The sequence below is a fragment of the Streptomyces sp. NPDC001100 genome, from assembly GCF_053598575.1.
The window spans coordinates 338,726-360,617 of record NZ_JBSFKO010000004.1 but is presented as its reverse complement, the minus strand read 5'-3'; the positions used below and the strand labels follow the sequence as shown (position 1 = coordinate 360,617).

Below are 21,892 nucleotides of genomic sequence, written 5' to 3'. Positions count from 1 at the left end.
TTCGCGGGGCAGCCGGGAGGCCGTCCCGTGCCGTGTCAGCGCTCGGTCGGGGGCCGCGCCTGCGGCTGTTGTCGGACGGGTGCGGCGAACAGGGCTCCCTCCATGGCCAGCAGGCGGGTGTGACTGCGGATGTGGGCGGCCTGCTCCAGGGCGGCGGGGCCGTCGCGTCGCAGGTGGTGGGCGGTGTGCTCGACGCGCCGGACGTGTCCGAAGAGCGGAAGGTCCCTCGGCAGCAGCCACCAGGACAACTGCCGGTCCCCGGCCACGAGGCTCAGCAGGTGCCTGCCGCCGACGGCCGGACTGATGGCCGCGCTCGACGGGTGCAGCGCCGCCAGCCAGGCGAGGAGGTGGGCGCGCTCGAAGGAGACACGGGTCAGCTCCCGCTCGAAGGAGTCGGTGTGGCGCTGCCAGCGGGCCAGTTCCTTCCGGCAGCCGTCGAGGTCCACGGAGAGACGGTGACACAGGGCGGCCTCCTGCCGACGGGCACGCCCGCGCGGCCTGAGCAGGCGGAGCAGGGCGGCCGTGCGGCCGACGGGCCGGGTGCCGCGAGCCTCCGAGCCGCCGGACACGGGCTCTTCGGGCAGGGGCATCGTCAAAGGTGCGGGCATGAGGTACTCCGGTGGCGGTGAACGGGGAATCACTCCCGGGGCGGACCGCTGCTCGTCCCGGCCGCGCCCCACAGGTGGTCGCGGGCTCGGGAGTCGTCGGTCCGGCCGCGGGTGGAGCCGGTGCGTCGGTATGTGCTGGCGCTCCGCGCGTTGGCGAGACGACAGGCCTCGTCGACGGGCTCCCGCAGGCGCAGATGCCGTTGGTATGCCGCCCGGGTGCCGCACGGGGCGAGCTGCCCTCGCGGCACACCGGGCGGGACGCGGGGTGCCGCGAGTTCGGCGGGCGGCGACGGATCGGCCTGGCACTCCAGGGCGTAGCGCTGCGCTCCGGTCAGACCGGCGATGACACCGTCGCGATGGCATTTGGGCAGTCCCTTCTCGCGTTTGAGTACGGCGGCCCGGCACTGGGCCAGTACGGGGCAGGCCGCGCAGATGGACACGGCCGTGGACGAGGACCGGCGGGAGAACCAGAGCTCCGCGTCCTGGTGACGGCAGGCGGCTCTCGCCTCCCATGCCCGGGTGCCCTCCTCCGCTCCTCCCCCGGCGCGGGTCGGCCCCCTCGACCGACCGGCGCTCATCGGTCCGGCCCCTCCGGACCCGCCGCGAGTCCCGACGGCACGAGCGGTACGGGCCGTTGCGCCCAGGCCGGCCGGTGCCCCTGCTCCGGCAGCATCCGCTGTACGGCCGGTTCGGGCGGCGTCGCCGAGGTCCGCACCGGGCCGGCGGCCGGACCGACAGCCGGGCCGTCGCCGTCGGGCCGCTCCGGCGACAACGGCCCCAGGTATGCGGCCACATTGGCGAGGGAGCAGCGCTCGGGCCTGCCGTCGAGAGACATCAGGGGCATGCCGTCGCTGGTCCGGTAGCCCTGGAAGTACCAGACGTCCCCGTGTCCGTCGCGCTGCGGCAGGGCCAGGTCGTACAGGATCTCGCCGATCCGGAACGGACGTTGGTGCGCGCCCGGCGCCGGCTCCGGTGGTGCCGTGGGGGTGCCGAGGACCATCACCGTCACCCGGACGCCGTCGAGTTCTCCCTCGCCGGTCAGGGTGTGGGGCTCGGTCCGCTCGCCGACCACCGTGATGCCGAAGTACGAGCACCAGCGCGCCCATTGGGCGAGGTCCTCGATGCGGAGCAGCACCCGCACCCGGTCGCCCTCGACGCGGACGGCGTGCGGACCGGGGTGGCTGTCGAGGTATCGCTCGATGGTGCGGGCGGCATGACGCGCCCGCTCGCAGGAGGCGTCCCAGCTCATGGCCTGCCGCTCCAGTTCGGTGACCGGCCGCGCGGCGCGGGCCCAGCCGCCGTCCGGCCTCCGGCTCAGCACCACACCGAAGGAGCGTTCCGGATCGACGAGGAGGCGGGCCGAGTCCAGCGCGTGCGCGACGGCCACCGCCTGTTCGGTGCGGACGGTCGGCAGCACCGTGCGGATCACGCGGGCGGCGTGGGGAAGGCTCCTGTTCACGCGCCCACCGCCGTCCAGCGCAGCTTGCGCAGCGCCCGGTGGGTCAGCGCCTTGACCGCGCCGACGCTCCGCCCCATCTCCAGGGCGGTCTCCTGCGGTGTCAGCTCGTGGAGGAAGCGCAGTTGCACACAGTGCCGCTGCTGGTCGTTGAGGGTGTGCAGGGCGGTACGCACCGTCTCGTGGGCCTCGACCGCCTCCAGCTCGCGCAGGGCGGGCGACTCCTGTCTGCGGCCGGGCGTCTGCGACTCCGGGAACTCCGCGACCGGGGTCTCCAGCCGGGTGCAGCCGCGGCCGAGCTCGTCCAGGTAGAGGTTCTTGGCGATGGTCATCAGCCAGGCGGCGAACGCCGTGCCCTGCCAGGTGAAGACGTCGATGCGGCGCAGTGCGCGGATGAACACCTCCTGGGTCAGGTCCTCGGCCAGGTGTCTGTTGCGCGTACGGACGAGCAGAAAGCCGTACACCAGGTGGTAGTGCTCGAAGTAGAGGGCGGCGAACGCCTCCCGGTCGCCGGCGCGGGCCCGGGCGACCAGTTCGGGCTCCGGACCGTCCGGTGCGGACGTGCCGTTGTTCGGTGCGAACACGATGGGTACTCCCGTCGACGTCTTTCGGGGTGTGGAGCGACGGCACCCCACATCTTCAATATTCATGTAGATGTAGATTATCTCGACGGTCGTGCGGCATGGACACCGCTATGCGACCCCACCGCCGGGCATCGGGGTCCGCCTCCGGAGATATCTACAGTCTTCACGTAGATGCATACAGTGTCAAGTTATGCACGGACCGCAAGGAGCGGGCCCGCTCCCGCGACGGGAGCACGCGGGCGCACACCCGCGCATTTACGGTGGAACAACCGCAATAGCGCTCCGGCGTGCACCAGAAGCCCGAATTGCCGGTCTGCGATCTACTTGCGCTTGTAGATAGCGATGCCGGATCCTCTGTTGCGTGACAAACCAGCAAAGCCGCCGAGGAGACGAAGAACCCGGCAACGATCCGGCCCGTCAGGACGTAGACCTGACGGCTCTGCTCGAACACCTCCTGGCACAGGCCCCGGGAAAGACCCAGAAGGACCTGGCATCGGCAGCGGGCATCTCGTATCCGACGCTCAACGCGTGGATGAACCGGACCCGCGGCACCTCTCGCATCGACCCGGAGAGGCTGCGGGCCATGGTGGAGGTGTTCCGCGGCTGGGGCGTGCGGACGACCCCGCGCGAGTTCTTCGAAGCGGTGGGCCGCCCCGCACCCGGGCCCAGCGCGGACGAGCGGGAGGCGCGACTCCTCAAGCTGTACCGGCAATTGCCGGAGGCACGTCAGCGCGCACTCATCAAGGATGCCGAGGCTATGCTCCAGGTCAGCCGCATCACGTGAGGTCAGCGACCTCCGCCCCGGCCCCTCACGGCGATGCCGGCGCCCGACGCACAGGGAAAGGCGATACACCCCGCACGAGTGAATATGACCGAAACTCTCCCAGCCTCCGACGGCCATGGATACCATCGGTCAACCGCTGACCTCCCGGAGCGGATCACTCGCGTCGTTGTGCATCCCTGGGGAGACAGTTGTGTGCATCCACATTTCATTAGCGGACAATCTGCCTGAAATCGCGACATGGGACCCGGACGAGGTCGTCATCCGTGTCGCCAAGGGCTTCCAGCCGAGTGACGTACTCCGGGAAGTACGGGACATCCTGATGATCGACCTGGGTGCCCCCGCATCGCACGGCAGCCTGCTCCGATGCTTCTGCGGGATGCCGGTGGAACTCCCGCGCGAGCTGCTCCTGCGCGAGCTGGTCACCGCCGAGGTCTGCTGATTTCCCGTGAGCCCGTCGGCGCCTGAACCGGCGCCGGCGAGGGGGCCGGACGGACACCTCGCACTCAAGTACGCACTGTCAAGGGCGAATCACGCCGCCTCCGCGGCCCCAGGCTGCCCCGGCCGCCGGTTCCGGTGGACGTCAGGCCGCCGGAGTCGGCGTGAGTTTGAGGGCGAGGACGGGGCAGTCGGCGGCGGCTCTGCGGGCGCGCCTGACCGTGCGGGCGGGGATGCGGGTGTCCCCGGCCAGGGGATAGCCCCACTCGTCCATGGTGATGTGGTCCGGCAGCAGCTCCGCGCACAGGCCGTGGCCCTGGCACGCCGTCCAGTCGATGTCGAGCTGTTGGTCCATGTCAGCGGGCCTCGTTCGGGATCGGGAGGAAGGGGGTGCGGTCGGTCGCCGTGCACAAACCCCTTGCGTGGGCGTCCAGTTCGGCCGCGAAGGTGGTGAGCGCGCTGCGCACCAGGCGGACCGTGCCGTCGGGGTGGTGACAGGCGCCCCGGCCCTCCACCAGGCCGGACCAACGGGCCACGTCCTGACGGGTGGTGGACTGGGGGCCGGGAGTGGCCAGGGTGCCGAACGCCGAGGCGATGCGCGGCAGGCCGTTCAGACAGGGACCGCACTGGCCGGCCGACTGGAGGGCCAAGTAGCGCAGGACGCGGGCGGTTTCGGCCACTCCGCAGCGGTCGGCGGGGAGGGCGGCCAGGACGCCCGCCCCCAAGTACGTTGCGTCCAGGGTGAGTTGGGCTGCTTCGGCGACCGGGATCCAGGTGCCGTGGTAGCCGCCGACGAGGACCGCCGACATGCCTTGGAGCGGGAGCAGACGGTCCAACGGGAGTCCGAACGGGGCTTCCACCACCCGGACTTCACGGCCCGGCACATGCAGGGTGCAGAGCGTGCTGCCGGGCTGGGCGGGGGTGCCCGCGCTGCGGAACCAGTCGGCGCCGTAGCGGGCGACCAGTGCGAGGTGGGCCAGGGTCTCCACGTTCTGCACGAGCGTCGGCGCCTTGCGCACCCCGCGTTCGCGGACCGGCGGCTGCTGGTGGCGGGGCAGCGGGGCGTTCCCGGAGACGTACTGGGCGAGCGCCGAGGCCTGGCCGGACAGGAAGCGTTTGGGGAGGCGGACCACCTTCACACTCAGCGGGTCGTTCCGCTGGGCCAGGGCCGACTCCAGGTAGGACGCGCCGTCCTCCACCGCCAGGTGGGCCTCCCCCGCGCCGACAGCCCTGGCCGCCAACTGCAGCCCGTCCAGCACCAGATGGGGTGAGAGGCGCAGGAGTGTCTTGTCCTTGCGGCCGGCCGGTTCGCCCTCCGCGCCGTTCGCCACGACCACGGGGGCGCGGCCCGTGCGACGGCTCGCGTCGGCCACCGCGACCAGCTTGCGGTACGTCGGGAACGCGGCGCCTCCGCGTCCGGTGAGACCGGATTCGGCGACGGTTCTCAGGAGGGCGTCCGGATCGCCGTACGACAGTGGGCCGTAGCGCTGTTCGTGGGTGGCGAGGTCGGCCGCAGTGCTGCCCGGGGCGAGGAGGCGGGGGGACATGTAGACGTCGGTGAAGGCCGTGGTGGTCATGAGCGGGCTCCTTCGGCGGTGCGGAGCAGGGCCGCGGGGGTGCGGCGGGCGGCGCGGGCGGAGTGGGCCAGGCGGATGCCGAAGGCGGCGACCACGGTGGCCACGCAGGACACGGTCAGCCAGGTCATCCAGTCGGTTCCGGTGTCCGTGCCGATGCCGATGCCGTGGATCAGGGCGACGGGCCAGGAGGCGTACGCCAGCCAGTGGACCGCCCGCCAGGTGCGGTGGCCGAGGCGTTCCCGCAGGAGGCTGGTGACCAGGACCGCGAGCAGCAGGTCGAGGGCGACCGTGCCGAGGCCGAGCCAGAGCGGCTGGTAGCCGGAGACGAAGGGGACCACCGCGTCGAGGACGCCGATGTTCACGTAGCCGTCGATCACCGCCACCGCGATGTGCAGGGCCAGGAACGCGGTCGCGGAGAGGGAGAGGCTGCGGTGCAGGTTCACCGTGCCGAAGCGGGGCAGGCCGGGGAGCCGGGTGCGCAGGCGGACCGCGATGCCGAGCAGGACCACGACCGTGAACAGGACGAGGCAGACGGCTCCGGTGGCGCGGTTGGCGTACCAGAGGATCTCGGAGCTCATGCGGCGGCCACCAGGGAGGTGGGCCAGCCCGGGGTCGTGACGACCGTGCCGTCCTGGGCGACCAGGCGGGCCGGGAGGCCGAGGCGGGTCAGCCAGCGTTCGGCGCCCGCGCCCTTGACCATGGCCGCCGTGCTCGCCGCGTTGGCGTCGGCACTCGTCGCCGCGGCGACCGAGACCGTGCGCCAGGGGCTGCGGACCGGGAGGCCGGTGCGCGGGTCGACGATGTGGTGCAGTTCGTGGCCGCTGCGGCGCCAGTTGCGGGCGCCCGTGCCCGAGGTGGCGAGGCCGCCGGAACGCAGGCCGATCGTGGCGTACGTGCCGTCCGTGGGCGTCTGGTCGACGGAACCGGTGACGTCCTGGACGCGGATGTTCCAGCCGCCGGCCGGGGGCTCCCCCGCGACGGCCGTGTCGCCGCCCAGGCTCACCAGGACTCCGCAGCCCGCCACTTCGGCCAGCATCGCCGCGGCCTTGTCGGCGGCCCAGGCCTTCGCCGTGGCACCGAGGTCGAGGCGGACACCGGCCGGGACGGTGACCGTGCCCGTCGTACGGTCGAGGTCGATCAGGCGCCAGCCCGGGGCGCGCTTCACCGTGAGCCGGACCGGGCGGTCGTCCTCGCGGACGAGGGTGAAGTCGCGGTCGTAGCCGATGGCGTTCATCGCCGAGCCCACGGTCGGGTCGACCGCTCCGTCCGTCGCCTCGGCGGCGCGCAGGGCGACCGCGAGAGCTTCGGCGAGCAGTGGGCTCACGGTGACCGGGCGGCCCGACGCGGCGTCCAGGGCGACGAGTTCGGAGTCGGCGCGGAACCGGCTGCAGGCCGCGTCGACCTCGGCGAGGTGCCGGGCGAGGAGCAGGTTGCAGGAGTCCAGCAGGGCCGGGTCGGTGACGACCAGCCGGACGCTGGTCCCCAGGGCGCGCCAGTCGGCGGCGGCCGTCCTGCGCAGGGTCGTTGTGGTCATCACGACGCTCCCGACGTGGAGTCGGTGGAGCCGCCGGACGAGGACGAGACTCCGCCGGAGGACGCCTGGAGGTCCGAGGACGATGAAGATGAAGAAGAAGAAGACGACGAGGTGTCCGAGGAGGAGCTGCTCGTGGAGTCCCCCGAGGAAGTGGAGGACAAGGAGGACGACGACGAACCGGTGTCCGTGCTCGCCGTCGTCTCCGACTGCATCGTGCCGACCAGGGCGAACACCCCGGCGGCCGCCGCCAGCGTGACCGCTGCCGTGGCCGCCGCGATGCGCCGCTTGCCTCTGCGGACCGCCGCAGCGGCCCCACTCTCCTTGAATGTCATGACCGTTCCCCTCCGCAGTGACGCTCTGTCACGTACTACGTTCGGGGACCAGCCTGAGAGAAGTCTGTGAGGCGCCCATACGCCTGCGCAGAACTCTCTGAGAGATCTCTTACAGGGCGGGCTGTGCGGTCAGGCGGGCGATCGCCTCGTCGACGGTGAGTTCCTCGCGCTCGCCGGTCCTGCGGTCCTTGAGCTCCAGGACGCCCTCGGCGGAGCGGCGGCCCGCAACCAGGATCTTCGGTACGCCGATCAGCTCCGAGTCGGTGAACTTCACGCCCGGGGAGACCCCGGCCCGGTCGTCGACGAGGACGCGCAGACCGGCCGCGCGCAGCTTCTCCGAGACGTCCAGGGCGAGTTCGGTCTGGAGGGCCTTGCCCGCGGCGACCACGTGCACGTCGGCCGGGGCGACCTCGGCGGGCCAGCACAGGCCCTTGTCGTCGGCGGTCTGCTCGGCGAGAGCGGCGACCGCGCGGGAGACGCCGATGCCGTAGGAGCCCATGGTCACGCGGACCGGCTTGCCGTGCTGGCCGAGGACGTCGAGCTTGAGGGCGTCGGCGTACTTGCGGCCGAGCTGGAAGATGTGGCCGATCTCGATGGCGCGGTCGAGCTTGAGGCCGGTACCGCACTTGGGGCAGGGGTCGCCCTCCTGCACGACCACGACGTCGACGTACTCGCCGACCTCGAAGTCACGGCCCGCGACGACGTTCTTCGCGTGCGTGCCCTCCTTGTTGGCGCCCGTGATCCACGAGGTGCCGGGGGCCACGCGCGGGTCGGCGATGTACGTGACCTTCTCGCCCAGGCCCTGCGGACCGACGTAGCCGCGCACCAGGTCGGGCCGGCCGGTGAAGTCCTCCGCCGTCACCAACTCGACTGCGGCGGGGGCGAAATGGGCCTCGACCTTGTCCATGTCGACCTCGCGGTCACCGGGCACTCCTACGGCCACGATCTCGCCGTCGACCTTCACGAGGAGGTTCTTGAGGGTCGCGGAGGCCTCGACGCCGAGGTGGGCGGCGAGGGTCTCGATGGTCGGGGTGTCGGGGGTGGGGATCTCTTCGAGCGCGGGCACGCCGGTGGCGTCCACGGGCTTCAACTCGTACGCGATCGCTTCGGTGTTGGCGGCGAAGTCGCAGTTCGGGCAGTCCGCGAAGGTGTCCTCGCCGGCCTCGGCCGGGGCGAGGAACTCCTCCGACTTGGAGCCGCCCATCGCGCCGGCGGTGGCGGCGCAGATGCGGTAGTCGAGGCCCAGGCGCGCGAAGACCTTCTGGTAGGCCTCGCGGTGCAGGGCGTACGACTTGGCGAGGCCCTCGTCCTCCGTGTCGAAGGAGTACGAGTCCTTCATCAGGAACTCGCGGCCGCGGAGGATGCCGGCCCGGGGGCGGGCCTCGTCGCGGTACTTGTGCTGGATCTGGTAGAGGATGACCGGCAGGTCCTTGTAGGAGGACGCCTGGTCCTTCACGATCAGCGTGAAGATCTCCTCGTGGGTGGGGCCGAGGAGGTAGTCGCCGCCCTTGCGGTCCTTGAGGCGGAACAGCTCGGGGCCGTACTCGTCCCAGCGGCCGGTCGCCTCGTACGGCTCCCGGGGCAGGATCGCGGGCAGCAGCACCTCCTGGGCGCCGATCGCGTCCATCTCCTCGCGCACGATCCGCTCCACGTTCGAGAGGACCTTCTTGCCCAGCGGCAGCCAGGACCAGATGCCGGCGGCGGTACGGCGGACGTAACCGGCCCGCACGAGCAGCTTGTGACTGAGGACCTCGGCGTCCGCCGGGTCGTCGCGCAGCGTCTTCGCCATCAACTGGGACATGCGCTGGACCGGTGCGTTCGCCATGGTTCCTGTACTCCTGCCGGGAAAGGGTGATGGCTAGGAGGTTAGCCGGGCTCGCTGTGCCGGTGGAAATCGGTTAGCGGCGGCGGAGGGGCAAGGGGGCGCCCATCACCGCGTACGGCTTCGGGGCGCTGGGGAACAGGACCTGGCGGGCGAGGTCCTCGTAGCCGAGGGAGCGGTAGAGGCCGCGGGCCGGGCTGTCGGTGTCGATCGCGGAGAGGATCGAGCGGGGTTCGGCGGCGGTGTCCGTGATCGTGGTGATCAGGGAACGGCCCAGGCCGCGGTTCTGGAAGTGCGGGTGGACGTGCAGCTCGGTGATCACGAAGGAGTCGTCGAGCCAGGCGTCGTGGCCGCCGGCACGGAGGTACGGCTCCACGACCGTGGACCACCAGTGGGTGCGGTTGTTGGGCATGCCGTAGACGAAACCGACCAGTCGGCCCTGGGTGGTGGCGCCGAAGGCGTCGGCGCCGGGGTAGGTCATGTGGCGCAGGACGATCTGCCTGCGTACGGCCACCTCGTCGGCGCCCAGGCCGAAGGCGACGGCTTGTACGGCGAGGGCTTCGTCGACGTGGGCCGAGAGGTTCAGGGGGGCGATCACGACGTCTTCGGGGTGGCGGTGGCCGTGACCGGGAAATCGCATGTGGGGAGAGTACAGGGGGGTGGCGGTTGTCGTTCGGGTGCGGGCCGTTTGTGGCTGGTCGCGCCCACGCGGCGGAGCCGCACATCGAAACAGCCCCGCGCCCCTGAAAACGCTTCAGAACAGGACGCTCATGAAGGCGCCGACCTCTTGGAAGCCCACCCTCAAGTACGCCCTTCTCGCCGGGGTGTTGAAGTCGTTGACGTAGAGGCTGACCACGGGGGCCACGTCCGCGAGCGCGTAGCGCAGTACCGCTGCCATCGCCGGGGCCGCCACGCCCATCCCCCGGTACTCGGGGGCCACCCAGACGCCCTGGATCTGGCAGGCCTGCGGGGTCGCCGCGCCGATCTCGGCCTTGAAGACGACCTTGCCGTACTCGTCGAGGCGGGCGAACGAGCGGCCGGAGCCCACGAGTTCGGCCACTCGGGCCTGGTAGAGGAGGCCGCCGTCGCCCGCCAGTGGCGAGACGCCCACCTCCTCGGTGAACATCGCCACGCACGCCGGCATGATCGTCTCCATCTCGTCCTTGCGGATGCGACGGACGTAGGGATCGGGAGCGATGTCGGTGGGCATGCGGTCGGCCACCATCAGGGGCTGGTGGGCGCGGACCTCTCGGGCCGGGCCCCAGCTCGGTTCGAGGAGCCGCCAGAGCTGGGCCGTCGCCTCGGCGGGGCCGACGATCGAGGAGCAGCGGCGGCCGGCCCGGCGGGCCCGGTCGGCGAACGCGCGGACCGCCCGAGGGGTCGCGCAGATCGGGACCAGGTTGGCGCCCGCGTAGCAGAGGGACGTCAGCATGCCGTCCTCGTACCAGCCCCACATCTCGCCGCCGAGCCGCCACGGGTCGAGGCCGGCGACCTGCACCCGCGAGGTCACGAAGGCGTTCGTGACCGGCTCGCGGTCGAGTACGGCGAGCGCGGCTTCCAGGTCGCTCGGTTCGAGCACCCGAGAGGTGGTCTGGGTCAACACGTACGGGGCCTCACCCTGAGGATCTGCTGATCTCCGCACTGTACCTGCGGAAGCTGAGCGATGCCGCCTTGTGTTGACGCTCGCTTCTCTCGTGAGGGTGAGTCAGGTGGGCGTCTCTGGGGGCTGCCGCCCCCAGACCCCCGCTTCGGCCTGGACGGCCTCGCCCTCAAGCGCCGGGCGGGCTGATGGTGTCGACCGGCGCCGACAAGCGAAGCGCGGGAGCTGAGGCGTGGAGCCCAAGCCCGCTCAAGCGAGCCCAAAGGCCTGCTCAGCCCGCGACCGCGACCGTCGGCTCCCCCGAAGCCACTCCGTCCGCCTCCATCTGCTCGGCGATCTTCATCGCCTCCTCGATCAGGGTCTCGACGATCTTCGACTCGGGGACGGTCTTGATGACCTCGCCCTTGACGAAGATCTGGCCCTTGCCGTTGCCGGAGGCGACGCCGAGGTCGGCCTCGCGGGCCTCGCCGGGGCCGTTCACCACGCAGCCCATGACGGCCACGCGGAGCGGGACCTCCATGCCCTCCAGGCCCGCCGTGACCTCCTCGGCCAGCTTGTAGACGTCCACCTGGGCGCGGCCGCAGGAGGGGCAGGAGACGATCTCCAGGCGGCGGGGCTTGAGGTTCAGGGACTCCAGGATCTGGAGGCCGACCTTGATCTCCTCCACCGGCGGGGCGGAGAGCGAGACGCGGATCGTGTCACCGATGCCCTGCGAGAGCAGCGCGCCGAAGGCGACGGCCGACTTGATCGTGCCCTGGAACGCCGGGCCCGCCTCGGTGACGCCGAGGTGCAGCGGGTAGTCGCACTGGGCGGCGAGCTGGCGGTACGCCTCGACCATGACGACCGGGTCGTTGTGCTTCACCGAGATCTTGATGTCCTGGAAGCCGTGCTCCTCGAAGAGGGACGCCTCCCAGAGGGCGGACTCGGCCAGTGCCTCGGGGGTCGCCTTGCCGTACTTCTTCAGCAGTCGGCTGTCCAGCGAGCCCGCGTTCACGCCGATGCGGATCGGGGTGCCGTGGTCCTTCGCGGCCCGCGCGATCTCCTTGACCTTGTCGTCGAACTGCTTGATGTTGCCCGGGTTCACGCGGACCGCGGCGCAGCCGGCCTCGATCGCGGCGAACACGTACTTCGGCTGGAAGTGGATGTCCGCGATCACCGGGATCTGCGACTTGCGGGCGATCGTCGCCAGGGCGTCGGCGTCGTCCTGGGTCGGGCAGGCGACCCGGACGATCTGGCAGCCGGACGCGGTCAGCTCGGCGATCTGCTGGAGGGTGGCGCCGATGTCCGACGTACGGGTGGTCGTCATGGACTGCACGGACACCGGCGCGTCACCGCCGACCGCCACGGATCCGACCTGGATCTGCCGGCTCTTGCGACGCTCGGCGAGCCGGGTCGGAACGGACGGAATGCCGAGAGAAATCGCAGTCATCTGCTGTGCAACCCCAAGTCGTGGATCAAGGCCCCGGTCCCGGAACAACGGGCTCCAGGCTTCGAGATTACGTCAACCGTGCGGGCCCGAGCACATCCCGGCCGTAAACCCACCCAATGGAGGGCGGCCCCACATCAAGGATGTGAGGCCGCCACAAACTACGGATGACTAGGAGATTTTCACCGGGTTAACCACGTCCGCCACGAGGACGAGCAACGTGAAGCAGACGAAGATCCCTGCCACGACATACGCGACCGGCATCAGCTTCGCCACGTCGAACGGGCCCGGGTCCGGGCGCTTGAGCACCTTCGCCAGGTTGCGGCGCAGCGCCTCCCACAGGGCGCCCGCGACATGCCCGCCGTCGAGCGGGAGCAGCGGGAGCATGTTGAAGAGGAACAGGGAGAGGTTGAAGCCGGCGACCAGCATCAGGGCCATGGCCAGCTGCTGGGTGGGCGGGATGTCGAGGGTGAAGATCTCGCCGCCGACGCGGGCCGCGCCGACCACGCCCATCGGGGAGTCGGCCTGGCGGGGGGCGCCGTCGAAGGCCGCGTTCCACAGGGCCGGGATCTTGCCGGGGAGGGCGGCGATGGAGTCGACGGCCTCGCCCAGGCGGTCGGTCATCCAGGTGACCGAGTCGCCGAAGTCCTGGCGGACGATGCCGGTGGCCGCGCTGAAGCCGAGGAAGCCGGCGGTGACGTACTGGCCCTGGACGATCTGACCGCTGGAGTCCTTCTTGGCGACCTGGTTGGACGCGATCTTCGCGTGCAGGGTGACGTCCTGGCCCTTGCGCTCGACGACGATCGCGACCGTCTTGCCGGGGGCGGCGCGGATCAGGTCGGAGAGCTTGTTCCAGTCGGTCGTCTTCACGCCGTTGAAGCTGAGGATCTTGTCGCCGGCCTTGAGGCCCGCGGCGGCGGCCGGGGAGGCCGGGTCGGTCTTCTTGCAGGTGTCGCGGTTCTGGTTCTGCGCGATGACGCACTGGGAGACCGAGCTGACCGTGTTGGTCTGCTGCGAGATGCCGAAGCCCATCAGGACGGTGAGGAAGAGCGCCACCGCCAGGATGAGGTTCATGAACGGGCCCGCGAACATCACGATGACCCGTTTCCACGGTTTGCGGGTGTAGAAGAGGCGGGTCTCGTCGCCGGGCTGGAGTTCCTCGAAGGCGGCCGACCGGGCGTCCTCGATCATGCTGCGCCAGGGCGAGGTGGAGCGGGCGGTGATCCGGCCGTCGTCGCCGGGCGGGAACATGCCGATCATGCGGATGTAGCCGCCGAACGGGATGGCCTTGAACCCGTACTCGGTGTCGCCCTTCTTCCGGGACCAGATGGTCGGGCCGAAGCCGACCATGTACTGGGGCACCCGGATGCCGAAGAGCTTCGCGGTGGAGAGATGTCCCAGCTCGTGCCAGGCGATCGAGACCAGCAGGCCGACCGCGAAGACGACTATGCCGAGGATCATCATCAGGGCTGTCATGCACGCGCCTCCGCGTTCGCCGTGGTCGTCTGCGCTGTCAGTTCGCGGGCCCGGGCACGCGCCCAGGTCTCCGCTTCGAGGACGTCCGGCACGGTGAGCGAGGTTCCCGTGGCCGGTGTCCCGTGTTCCTCGACCACCCGTGTCACCGTCTCCATGATTCCGTTGAACGGCAGCGCGCCCGCGCGGAACGCCTCCACGCACTCCTCGTTCGCCGCATTGAACACCGCCGGGGCCGTGCCCGCGAGCTGTCCCACATGCCGGGCGAGGCCGACGGAGGGGAACGCCTCGGTGTCGAGCGGGAAGAACTCCCACGTCGAGGCCTTGCTCCAGTCGAACGCGGGCGCCGCGTCCGGGACCCGCTCGGGCCAGCCGAGCCCGATGGCGATCGGCCCGCGCATGTCGGGGGGCGTCGCCTGGGCAATCGTAGATCCGTCGTTGAATTCCACCATCGAGTGGACATACGACTGCGGGTGCACGACCACCTCAATGCGATCGAAGGGAATGTCGTACAGCAGGTGCGCCTCGATCACCTCCAGCCCCTTGTTCACCAGGGTCGCCGAGTTGATCGTGATCACCGGACCCATCGCCCAGGTGGGGTGCGCGAGAGCGTCCTCGACGGTCACGTTCGCAAGTTCCGCCTTCGTACGACCCCGGAAGGGGCCGCCGGACGCGGTGACGACCAGCTTGCGGACGTCGGCGCGGGTACCGGCCGCGAGGGCCTGGAAGAGGGCCGCGTGCTCGGAGTCGACCGGGATGATCTGGCCGGGCTTCGCAAGGGCCTTCACCAGCGGGCCGCCGACGATGAGCGACTCCTTGTTGGCGAGCGCGAGGACGCGGCCCGCCTCCAGGGCGGCGAGGGTGGGCGCGAGGCCGATGGAGCCGGTGATGCCGTTCAGCACGGTGTGGCAGTCGGAGGCGGCGACCTGCGTGGCCGCGTCCGGACCGGCCAGGATCTCGGGCAGCGGCTCCCCCGCGCCGTACTGCGCCGAAAGGGCCTCGCGCAGTGCCGGTACGACGTCCTCGCGGGCGACCGCGACGGTCCGCACCCCGAGCCGGTGCGCCTGCTCGGCGAGGAGCCCGACCCGGCCGCCGTTGGCGGAGAGGGCGGTGACCCGGAAACGGTCCGGGTTGCGCAGCACGAGGTCGATGGCCTGGGTGCCGATGGACCCGGTGGACCCCAGGATCACCAGGGCCTTGGGACCGTCGCCCACGACGGGGTCGTAGACGAGATGTGGGTCGGCGAGGGGTGCTGGACTGTCGCTCATCCCTCCATTGTTGCCGCAACGGGTGCGCTGGTGGACAGCGGTTCCCTCGGGTGGGTGGCTTATCGGCTCTCGTCGGTGATTGAAGGGAAATCCCCCTTTGTGAATACGACGTGAAGGTCATGTGATAACACTTCAGTCCTGCGCCGGTGGACGACCGGCCAGTGGACGACATCCTGGGGGGATTCTCCATGCGGATACGCGCTGCCCTGCCCGCGCTCGCGGGCGCCGCGATACTCACCGGCACCTTGCTGAGCACCCCGGCCGAGGCCGCCGGCGGGGTCACGATCTACCACGTCTGGTTCGACAGCCCGGGCTCGGACAACCGGTCCAACGCGAGCCTGAACGGCGAGTGGGTGCAGATCAAGAACACCAGCCGGTCGGCGATCTCGCTCAAGGGGTGGGTCCTCAAGGACGTCTCGAACCACCGCTACGTCTTCAAGAACATCAAGATCGGCGCCGGCAAGTACATCAAGGTGCACACCGGCAAGGGCTCGGACACCGCGTCGAACACGTACCAGAACCGCGGTGCCTATGTCTGGAACAACACCAGCGACACGGCGACGCTGACCAGAGCGACCGGCAGCAAGGTCGACACCTGTTCGTGGACGACGCGGGATCCGAGCGACAAGTACTGCTGATCCGGGGTCAGTCGACGGGGCGGTGCACGTTGTCCGCCTTCGACGGGCCCGGGGTCGTGTCGGCGATCCAGGGTCCGTCGCCCGACGGGTCCACGATGCCCTCCTCAAGCCACGTGTACGCGCCGCCCATGACTCCCTTGACCACCTTGCGGTCGAGGTCGTCGGTGTTGGTCCACAGCCGGCCGAAGAGCTCCTCGACCCGGATGCGGGACTGCTGGCAGAAGGCGTCGGCGAGTTGGTAGGCCTCGCGGCCGTGATCGCCCTGGGTGCGCAGGAGTTCGGCCCGGACGCAGACCGCGCTCATCGCGAAGAGTTCCGCGCCGATGTCGACGATCCGGCCCAGGAAGCCCTGCTTGGTCTCCATACGGCCCTGCCAGCGGGACATGGCGTAGAAGGTGGAGCGGGCCAGTTTGCGGGCGTTGCGCTCGACGTAGCGCAGGTGCTTGGAGAGGTCGATGCCGTGGCGGAACTCGCCGTAGGTGCCCGGGAGTTGTCCGCTGCCCGCGACCAGCTTCGGGAGCCACTTGGCGTAGAAGACACCCGCGCCCGCGCCCGCTTTCGCTTTGTCCGAAAGGGACTTGTCCGGGTCGATGAGGTCGCCGGCGACCGTGAGGTGGGCATCGACGGCCTCGCGGGCGATGAGGAGGTGCATGATCTCGGTCGAGCCCTCGAAGATGCGGTTGATCCGCAGGTCGCGCAGGACCTGTTCGGCGGGGACGGCCTTCTCGCCGCGGGCCGCGAGGGACTCCGCCGTCTCGAAGCCGCGGCCGCCGCGGATCTGGACCAGCTCGTCGGCCATCAGCCAGCCCATCTCGGAGGCGAAGAGCTTGGCGAGCGCGCCCTCGATGCGGATGTCGTTGCGGTCCTCGTCGGCCATCTGGCTGGACAGGTCGAGTACGGCCTCCAGGGCGAAGGTCGTGGCCGCGATGAAGGAGATCTTCTTGCCGACGGCCTCGTGCTCGGCGATCGGCCTGCCCCACTGCTCACGGGCCGCCGACCACTCGCGGGCGATCTTCAGGCACCATTTGCCGGCGGCGACGCAGGACGCGGGGAGGGAGAGGCGGCCCGTGTTGAGCGTGGTGAGGGCGATCTTCAGCCCCGCGCCTTCGGGGCCGATGCGGTTGGCGGCGGGGACCCGGACCTGGTGGAAACGGGTGACGCCGTTCTCGATGCCGCGCAGGCCCATGAAGGCGTTGCGGTTCTCGACGGTGATGCCGGGCGAGTCGGCCTCCACGACGAACGCCGTGATGCCGCCCTTGCCGTTCTCGGACTTCGGCACCCGGGCCATCACGACCAGCAGATCGGCGACCACGCCGTTCGTGGTCCACAGCTTCACCCCGTCGAGGACGTACGCGTCCCCGTCCCGCACCGCGCTGGTCGCCAGGCGCGCCGGGTCGGAGCCGACGTCCGGTTCGGTGAGCAGGAAGGCGCTGATGTCGGTGCGGGCGCAGCGCGGCAGGAACTCGGCCTTCTGCTCGTCCGTGCCGAAAAGCTTCAGCGGCTGCGGTACGCCGATCGACTGATGCGCCGAGAGCAGCACGCCGACCGCCGGGCAGGCCGAGCCCACCAGCGCCAGCGCCTTGTTGTAGTACACCTGGGTGAGACCGAGGCCGCCGTACTTGGGGTCGATCTTCATGCCGAGGGCACCGAGCTCCTTGAGGCCGGCGATGACCTCGTCGGGGATGCGGGCCTCGCGCTCGATGCGGGCGGCGTCGATCCCCGTCTCGCAGAAGACGCGCAGCTTGGCGAGGAACTCCTCGCCGCGCCGTACGTCCTCGTCGGGCGGGAGCGGGTGGGGGTGGATGAGGTCGAGCCGGAAGCGGCCGAGGAACAGTTCCTTGGCGAAGCTGGGCTTGCGCCAGTCCTGTTCCCGGGCGGCCTCCGCCACCTGCCGGGCTTCCCGCTCGGTGACGGTGGGTTTGCTGGATGGAGCGGACATGAGGCTCACCTCGCCGCGAATCGGACCCTCGGCGCTCTGTGGTTACCGATGGGTGCTACCCGTTCGTATCTACCCGATCCGCCGCGAAGCAGCCACCCTTCGTGCGTCCGTTCAGCCGATGTCGACGGAGTACGCCTTTGTGTCAAGGCGCCCCGAGCCCTTGAAGACCTCGGTGCCGGACTCGATGCCGGAGAGGTACTTGTCGTTGCTCAGCAGCTTGCGGCGGACCAGGGCCTGGGTGAAGTCGTCGATGTCGAGGGTGGCCTTGGTGGTGTTGGCGGTGCGGACGAAGGAGTAGACGTTCCAGCCGATGTTGCCCTGGTAGATGTCCCACATCGCGCCGTCGAGGCTGACGCTGCCGTACTTGGTGCCGAGCGGGCCCGCGCCGCCCTGCCGGTTGAGCCAGATCATGATCTCGTCGGTGGGCCGGTCGGCCCAGTCGGCGGTGTTCTTGGAGTGCAGCCACAGGTCGTAGGCGACATCGAGGGTGCCGGGGCTGGAGCTGAGCGCGAAGTCCCAGCTGGTCCTCACCGGCTTGCGGTCGCCGACCCTGATCGGCAGTCCGGTGGTCGCCTTGTCGACCTTCCAGCCCCAGTGCCAGCCGAGGACGGCACTGGCGTACGACTTCACGTCCGCGTCGGTGCCCTTGGCGTTGTTGGCCCAGCTGAAGGACGTGCCCCACGAGATCGTGGACCCCGACCGGGAGTTGTCCCACACGCACTGGCTGCCGGTGGCCTTGTCCTGGCCCCAGAGGTTGTTGTTCACGTAGTACTTGCCGAGCGTGACGGTGTCGAAGGCCCCGCACTTCTTGCTCGTCTCGCCCGCCCGGGCGACGGTCACCCCGGCGAGCGCCGTAAGCGCGACCGAGCCGGCGGCCAGCACCTTCGCCTTCTTCGAGAGACGGGGTCTGCGGTGTTGCATCGGGGGTCCTTCCGGGGGACGGTTCGTCTACGGCCCGTCAGCGGCCGCTACGACCTCTCAGTGGCCGCCGAGCCGCCCGGAGGTTGCTTCCCGCGCGGGGAATCTCACCGGACCGACCGTATCGAGAAAGTGTCGAAGCGCTTCGACAACCTATGGACACCCACACCGCCTGAAGCTAATGTCGAACCACCCTCACCCGCCCTTGTCAGCAACGCGCACTGTCGAAGCGCTTCACAAAGCTTGGAGAGCTGGATGGTCACCCTCGCCGAGGTCGCCCAGCACGCCGGAGTCTCGGCGAGCACGGTGAGCTATGTCCTCAGCGGCAAGCGGTCCATCTCCGGAGCCACCCGGCAGCGGGTCGAGCAGAGCATCCGCGAGCTGGGCTACCACCCGAACGCGGGCGCCCGCGCCCTGGCCAGCAGCCGGTCCAACATCATCGCGCTCATGGTGCCGCTGCGCACCGACATGTACGTACCGGTGATGATGGAGATCGCCATCGCCGTGGCGACCACCGCCCGGCTGCACGGCTACGACGTGCTGCTGCTCACCGGCGAGGAGGGCCCCGACGCGGTCCGCCGGGTCACCGGCAGCGGGCTCGCCGACGCGATGATCCTGATGGACGTCGAACTCGCAGACGAGCGGCTGCCGTTGCTGCGCGGCACCGACCAACCCTCCGTGCTCATCGGCCTCCCCGCCGACACCACCGGACTGACCTGCGTCGACCTCGACTTCGGGGCGACCGGCGCGCTGTGCGTCGAGCACCTCGCGAAGCTCGGTCACCACGACATCGCTGTCATCGGCGAGGCGCCCGCGGTCTACGAACGGCACACCGGTTTCGCCGAGCGCACCCTCGACGGACTCCGGACCCGGGCACGGGAGTTGGACCTGCGGGTACTGCACCGGCCGTGCGAGGGCGGGTACGACGCGATGGCGGTGACACTGGCCCGGATCTTCGACGAGCGGCCCGGCACCACGGGCTTCGTCGTGCAGAACGAGTCGGCGGTCGAGCCGCTACTCGCACTGCTGCGCCAGCAGGGCCGGGCCGTGCCGGAGGACGTGTCGGTGGTCGCGGTCTGCCCCGACCAGGTCGCCACCCAGGCCTCGGTGCGGCTGACGTCCGTCGCCATCCCCGCGCAGGAGATGGGGCGTTACGCCGTGGAGCACCTGGTGGCCAAGCTGGACGGCCGCGGCAGTGACGAAGTCGTGCTGATCGCACCGGAGTTGACGGTGCGGGCGAGTACGGGGCCGGCGCCCGCCGGGTCCTGAGCCTTTTCCGATCCGCTGGTCCCCCGACCCCTCAGAGCTCCACCCCTGTGCCGCCGCCGGGGCACCGCCATGTCTGCAACTCCTCTGTCTGCACTGCTCACAGGAGCCCTCTCGTGAACCAGCCTGCCGGAAACCAGCCCAAGGTCAGCCTTGCGCAGTCCTCCCCCACCCTCGGCACCTTCCGTGAGCGGGACGGCGCGCTGGAGTGGAGCGGGCGTCAGGAGACCGTACGGATCGAGCCCTGGGGTCCGGACGCGGTCCGGGTCCGGGCCCGGCTCGGCGGTCCGCTGCTCGACGGGCTGCCCGGAGCGCTCCTGGACGAGGCACCGCCCACCGGGGCGAGCGTCAAGATCGAGGAGAACCAAGGGATCTTGACCGTAGGCAAGTTGACGGTCGAGGTCGACGCCGAGGGCCTGATCCGCTTCCTGCGCACCGAGGACTCCGCCGAGCTCCTCGCGGAGGCCCGCGCCCATTTCTGGTGGCCCGGCTCGCGGCTCTACACGGCGGTCGGCAACGGCCATCACCGCCTGGAGCAGCGCTTCGCCGCCTACGAGGACGAGAAGCTGTACGGCCTCGGCCAGCACCAGCACGGGCAGTTGGACCAGAAGGGGCTGGTCCTCGACCTGGTCCAGCGCAACGCCGAGGTCGGCATCCCGGTGCTCGTCTCCAGCCGTGGCTACACCCTGCTGTGGAACAACCCGGCGATCGGCCGCGTGGAGCTGGCCGGGAACGGGACGCGCTGGGTGGCCGACTCGGCCCGGCAGATCGACTACTGGATCACCGCGGGCGACCCGGCCGACGGCCAGCGCCGCTACAGCGCGGTGACGGGCCGTACGCCGATGCTGCCGAAGTGGGCGGCCGGCTTCTGGCAGTGCAAGCTCCGCTACCGCACCCAGGCCGAACTCCTCGCCGTGGCACGGGAGTACAAGCGCCGTGAACTGCCCCTCTCGGCGATCGTCTGCGACTTCTTCCACTGGACGCACCTGGGCGACTGGAAGTTCGACCCGGCGGAGTGGCCCGACCCGGCGGCCATGGTGCGTGAACTGGACGAGCTGGGCGTGAAGTTGGTGGTGAGCGTCTGGCCGTCGGTGTCACCGCTGAGCGAGAACCACTCGGTGCTGGAGCAGCGCGGGTTCTTGATCGGCACCCAGTACGGGCCGATGGCCCACGCCGACTGGCCCGACAAGGGCGTCGCGTCGACCGTCCAGGTCGCCTTCTACGACGCCACCAACCCCGGGGCCCGCGAGTTCCTGTGGTCGAGGATCCGCGACAACTACCTTGTGCCGTACGGCATCACGGCCTTCTGGCTGGACGCCTGCGAGCCCGAGCTGAAGCCGGGCTTCCAGGAGAACCTGCGCTACTGGGCGGGCCCTGGCCTGGAGGTCGGCAACCTCTATCCGGCCGAGAACTCCCGCACCTTCCACGAAGGACTCCTGTCCGAGGGGGAATCGGAGATCATCACCCTCAACCGCTCGGCGTGGGCGGGCAGTCAGCGCTACGGTGCCGCGCTCTGGTCGGGTGACATCGGCACCGACTTCCCGACCCTGCGCCGTCAGATAGCGGCGGGTCTCAACACCGCGCTGTCCGGCATCCCCTGGTGGAACACGGACATCGGCGGCTTCCACGGCGGCGACCCGGACGACCCGGCGTACCAGGAAGTCATGGTCCGCTGGTTCCAGTTCGGCGCACTGTCCCCGCTGATGCGCCTGCACGGCTTCCGCGACCCGGGCATGCCGCTCGGCCCGGACATGACGGGCGGCCCCAACGAGGTCTGGTCGTACGGCGATCAGGCCCTGCCGATCCTGGAGAGGTACCTGCGGCTGCGCGAGCGCCTGAAGCCCTACGTCCTCGATGTGATGCGGGCCGCGCACGAGGAGGGGCTGCCGGTGATGCGGCCGTTGTTCCTGGAGTTCCCCGGGGACCCGGCGGCCTGGTCGGTCGACGACGCGTATCTCTTCGGCCCCGACCTGCTGGTGGCACCGGTGTTGACGGCGGGCGCCACGGCCCGTACGGCCTATCTGCCGGCCGGCGCCAGGTGGACGGACGCGTGGACGGGCGAGACGTACGAGGGCGGCACGGCCGTCACGGTCGACGCCCCGCTGGACCGGATCCCGCTGTTCCTGCGGGACGGGGCGACGTTGCCGATCGCGGAATAGCCAAGTGGCCTCGGCCGGAGGGGAGTTGGGCCTCTCCTCCGGGCCGTGACGCTTCCGTTGCGCGGAACTGTGG

Annotated in this window: 22 protein-coding genes; 6 read left to right on the top strand and 16 right to left on the bottom strand. The window is 70.4% G+C overall.

From position 1 onward, the window contains the following. Positions 1-35 precede the first annotated feature (35 nt). The 4 genes from ACWDEW_RS08040 to ACWDEW_RS08025 are packed head-to-tail and all read right to left on the bottom strand — an operon-like array spanning position 36 to position 2,648. Entirely contained in the window at positions 36-608 is a 573-nt protein-coding gene (locus ACWDEW_RS08040; RefSeq protein ID WP_450510672.1) for a hypothetical protein, read from the bottom strand. Positions 609-637: 29 nt separating this feature from the next. Continuing rightward, on the bottom strand, positions 638-1,186 hold the full coding sequence (locus ACWDEW_RS08035; RefSeq protein ID WP_450510670.1) for a WhiB family transcriptional regulator: 549 nt from the start codon (positions 1,184-1,186) through the stop codon (positions 638-640). Continuing rightward, complete coding sequence (locus tag ACWDEW_RS08030) at positions 1,183-2,067, bottom strand: BN159_2729 family protein (RefSeq protein ID WP_450510668.1); 885 nt, start codon at positions 2,065-2,067, stop codon at positions 1,183-1,185. Before ACWDEW_RS08030 ends, ACWDEW_RS08035 begins: the two co-directional genes overlap by 4 nt. Continuing rightward, entirely contained in the window at positions 2,064-2,648 is a 585-nt protein-coding gene (locus ACWDEW_RS08025) for an RNA polymerase sigma factor (RefSeq protein WP_450510666.1), read from the bottom strand. The genes ACWDEW_RS08030 and ACWDEW_RS08025 overlap by 4 nt, the downstream gene beginning before the upstream one ends. Before the next feature lie 361 nt (positions 2,649-3,009). Here ACWDEW_RS08025 and ACWDEW_RS08020 point away from each other — a divergent pair, with 361 nt between their 5' ends. Both ACWDEW_RS08020 and ACWDEW_RS08015 read left to right on the top strand, forming a co-directional pair. Continuing rightward, a complete protein-coding gene (locus tag ACWDEW_RS08020) occupies positions 3,010-3,432 on the top strand; it encodes a helix-turn-helix domain-containing protein (RefSeq protein WP_450510664.1) in 423 nt (140 codons plus the stop codon). 190 nt (positions 3,433-3,622) lie between these two features. Continuing rightward, on the top strand, positions 3,623-3,871 hold the full coding sequence (locus ACWDEW_RS08015) for a hypothetical protein (RefSeq protein WP_381244407.1): 249 nt from the start codon (positions 3,623-3,625) through the stop codon (positions 3,869-3,871). A 141-nt stretch (positions 3,872-4,012) separates the two neighbouring features. Here the strand turns inward: ACWDEW_RS08015 and ACWDEW_RS08010 are convergent, their stop codons facing one another. From ACWDEW_RS08010 to ACWDEW_RS07995, 4 genes are read right to left on the bottom strand one after another with little or no spacing between them, the layout of a single operon-like run. Next, positions 4,013-4,222, bottom strand: coding sequence for a ferredoxin (locus ACWDEW_RS08010; RefSeq protein WP_450510662.1), 210 nt, complete (start codon positions 4,220-4,222; stop codon positions 4,013-4,015). Between the two features lies 1 nt (position 4,223). Continuing rightward, a complete protein-coding gene (locus ACWDEW_RS08005; RefSeq protein ID WP_450510660.1) occupies positions 4,224-5,444 on the bottom strand; it encodes an NADH-ubiquinone oxidoreductase-F iron-sulfur binding region domain-containing protein in 1,221 nt (406 codons plus the stop codon). Next, a complete protein-coding gene (locus ACWDEW_RS08000) occupies positions 5,441-6,022 on the bottom strand; it encodes a ferric reductase-like transmembrane domain-containing protein (RefSeq protein WP_450510658.1) in 582 nt (193 codons plus the stop codon). Before ACWDEW_RS08000 ends, ACWDEW_RS08005 begins: the two co-directional genes overlap by 4 nt. Beyond that, on the bottom strand, positions 6,019-6,978 hold the full coding sequence (locus ACWDEW_RS07995) for an FAD:protein FMN transferase (RefSeq protein ID WP_450510656.1): 960 nt from the start codon (positions 6,976-6,978) through the stop codon (positions 6,019-6,021). The genes ACWDEW_RS08000 and ACWDEW_RS07995 overlap by 4 nt, the downstream gene beginning before the upstream one ends. Positions 6,979-6,993: 15 nt before the next feature. On the opposite strand from ACWDEW_RS07995, the gene ACWDEW_RS07990 reads away from it, so the two are divergent. Further along, on the top strand, positions 6,994-7,380 hold the full coding sequence (locus ACWDEW_RS07990) for a hypothetical protein (protein WP_450510654.1): 387 nt from the start codon (positions 6,994-6,996) through the stop codon (positions 7,378-7,380). A gap of 39 nt (positions 7,381-7,419) precedes the next feature. Here ACWDEW_RS07990 and ACWDEW_RS07985 read toward each other — a convergent pair whose 3' ends face one another. From ACWDEW_RS07985 to dxr, 6 genes are all read right to left on the bottom strand, one after another. Continuing rightward, entirely contained in the window at positions 7,420-9,135 is a 1,716-nt protein-coding gene (locus ACWDEW_RS07985; protein WP_450510652.1) for a proline--tRNA ligase, read from the bottom strand. 73 nt (positions 9,136-9,208) lie between these two features. Next, a complete protein-coding gene (locus ACWDEW_RS07980; RefSeq protein WP_450510650.1) occupies positions 9,209-9,772 on the bottom strand; it encodes a GNAT family N-acetyltransferase in 564 nt (187 codons plus the stop codon). A gap of 114 nt (positions 9,773-9,886) precedes the next feature. After that, positions 9,887-10,735, bottom strand: coding sequence for a GNAT family N-acetyltransferase (locus ACWDEW_RS07975; protein ID WP_450510649.1), 849 nt, complete (start codon positions 10,733-10,735; stop codon positions 9,887-9,889). A gap of 268 nt (positions 10,736-11,003) precedes the next feature. After that, positions 11,004-12,161: a flavodoxin-dependent (E)-4-hydroxy-3-methylbut-2-enyl-diphosphate synthase gene (gene ispG, locus ACWDEW_RS07970; RefSeq protein WP_200714782.1), complete on the bottom strand. Its 1,158-nt coding sequence runs from the start codon at positions 12,159-12,161 to the stop codon at positions 11,004-11,006. 168 nt (positions 12,162-12,329) lie between these two features. After that, positions 12,330-13,622: a M50 family metallopeptidase gene (locus ACWDEW_RS07965; protein ID WP_450510757.1), complete on the bottom strand. Its 1,293-nt coding sequence runs from the start codon at positions 13,620-13,622 to the stop codon at positions 12,330-12,332. A gap of 8 nt (positions 13,623-13,630) precedes the next feature. Beyond that, positions 13,631-14,899 carry a 1-deoxy-D-xylulose-5-phosphate reductoisomerase gene (gene dxr, locus ACWDEW_RS07960; protein WP_450510646.1) on the bottom strand — a complete coding sequence of 423 codons (1,269 nt, stop codon included), beginning with the start codon at positions 14,897-14,899 and terminating at the stop codon, positions 13,631-13,633. Between the two features lie 188 nt (positions 14,900-15,087). Here dxr and ACWDEW_RS07955 point away from each other — a divergent pair, with 188 nt between their 5' ends. After that, the gene (locus ACWDEW_RS07955; RefSeq protein WP_450510644.1) at positions 15,088-15,537 is read left to right on the top strand and encodes a lamin tail domain-containing protein; all 450 of its coding nucleotides are present in this window, start codon (positions 15,088-15,090) and stop codon (positions 15,535-15,537) included. 7 nt (positions 15,538-15,544) lie between these two features. On the opposite strand, the gene ACWDEW_RS07950 is transcribed toward ACWDEW_RS07955, so the two are convergent. Continuing rightward, entirely contained in the window at positions 15,545-17,476 is a 1,932-nt protein-coding gene (locus tag ACWDEW_RS07950; protein WP_450510642.1) for an acyl-CoA dehydrogenase family protein, read from the bottom strand. A 111-nt stretch (positions 17,477-17,587) separates the two neighbouring features. Then, a complete protein-coding gene (locus ACWDEW_RS07945; RefSeq protein WP_450510640.1) occupies positions 17,588-18,397 on the bottom strand; it encodes a GH12 family glycosyl hydrolase domain-containing protein in 810 nt (269 codons plus the stop codon). Between the two features lie 252 nt (positions 18,398-18,649). On the opposite strand from ACWDEW_RS07945, the gene ACWDEW_RS07940 reads away from it, so the two are divergent. Both ACWDEW_RS07940 and ACWDEW_RS07935 read left to right on the top strand, forming a co-directional pair. Further along, positions 18,650-19,663, top strand: a complete 1,014-nt coding sequence (locus ACWDEW_RS07940; protein WP_450510638.1) for a LacI family DNA-binding transcriptional regulator — start codon at positions 18,650-18,652, stop codon at positions 19,661-19,663. 113 nt (positions 19,664-19,776) lie between these two features. Further along, on the top strand, positions 19,777-21,819 hold the full coding sequence (locus tag ACWDEW_RS07935; protein WP_450510636.1) for a glycoside hydrolase family 31 protein: 2,043 nt from the start codon (positions 19,777-19,779) through the stop codon (positions 21,817-21,819). The last annotated feature ends 73 nt before the right edge of the window (positions 21,820-21,892 follow it).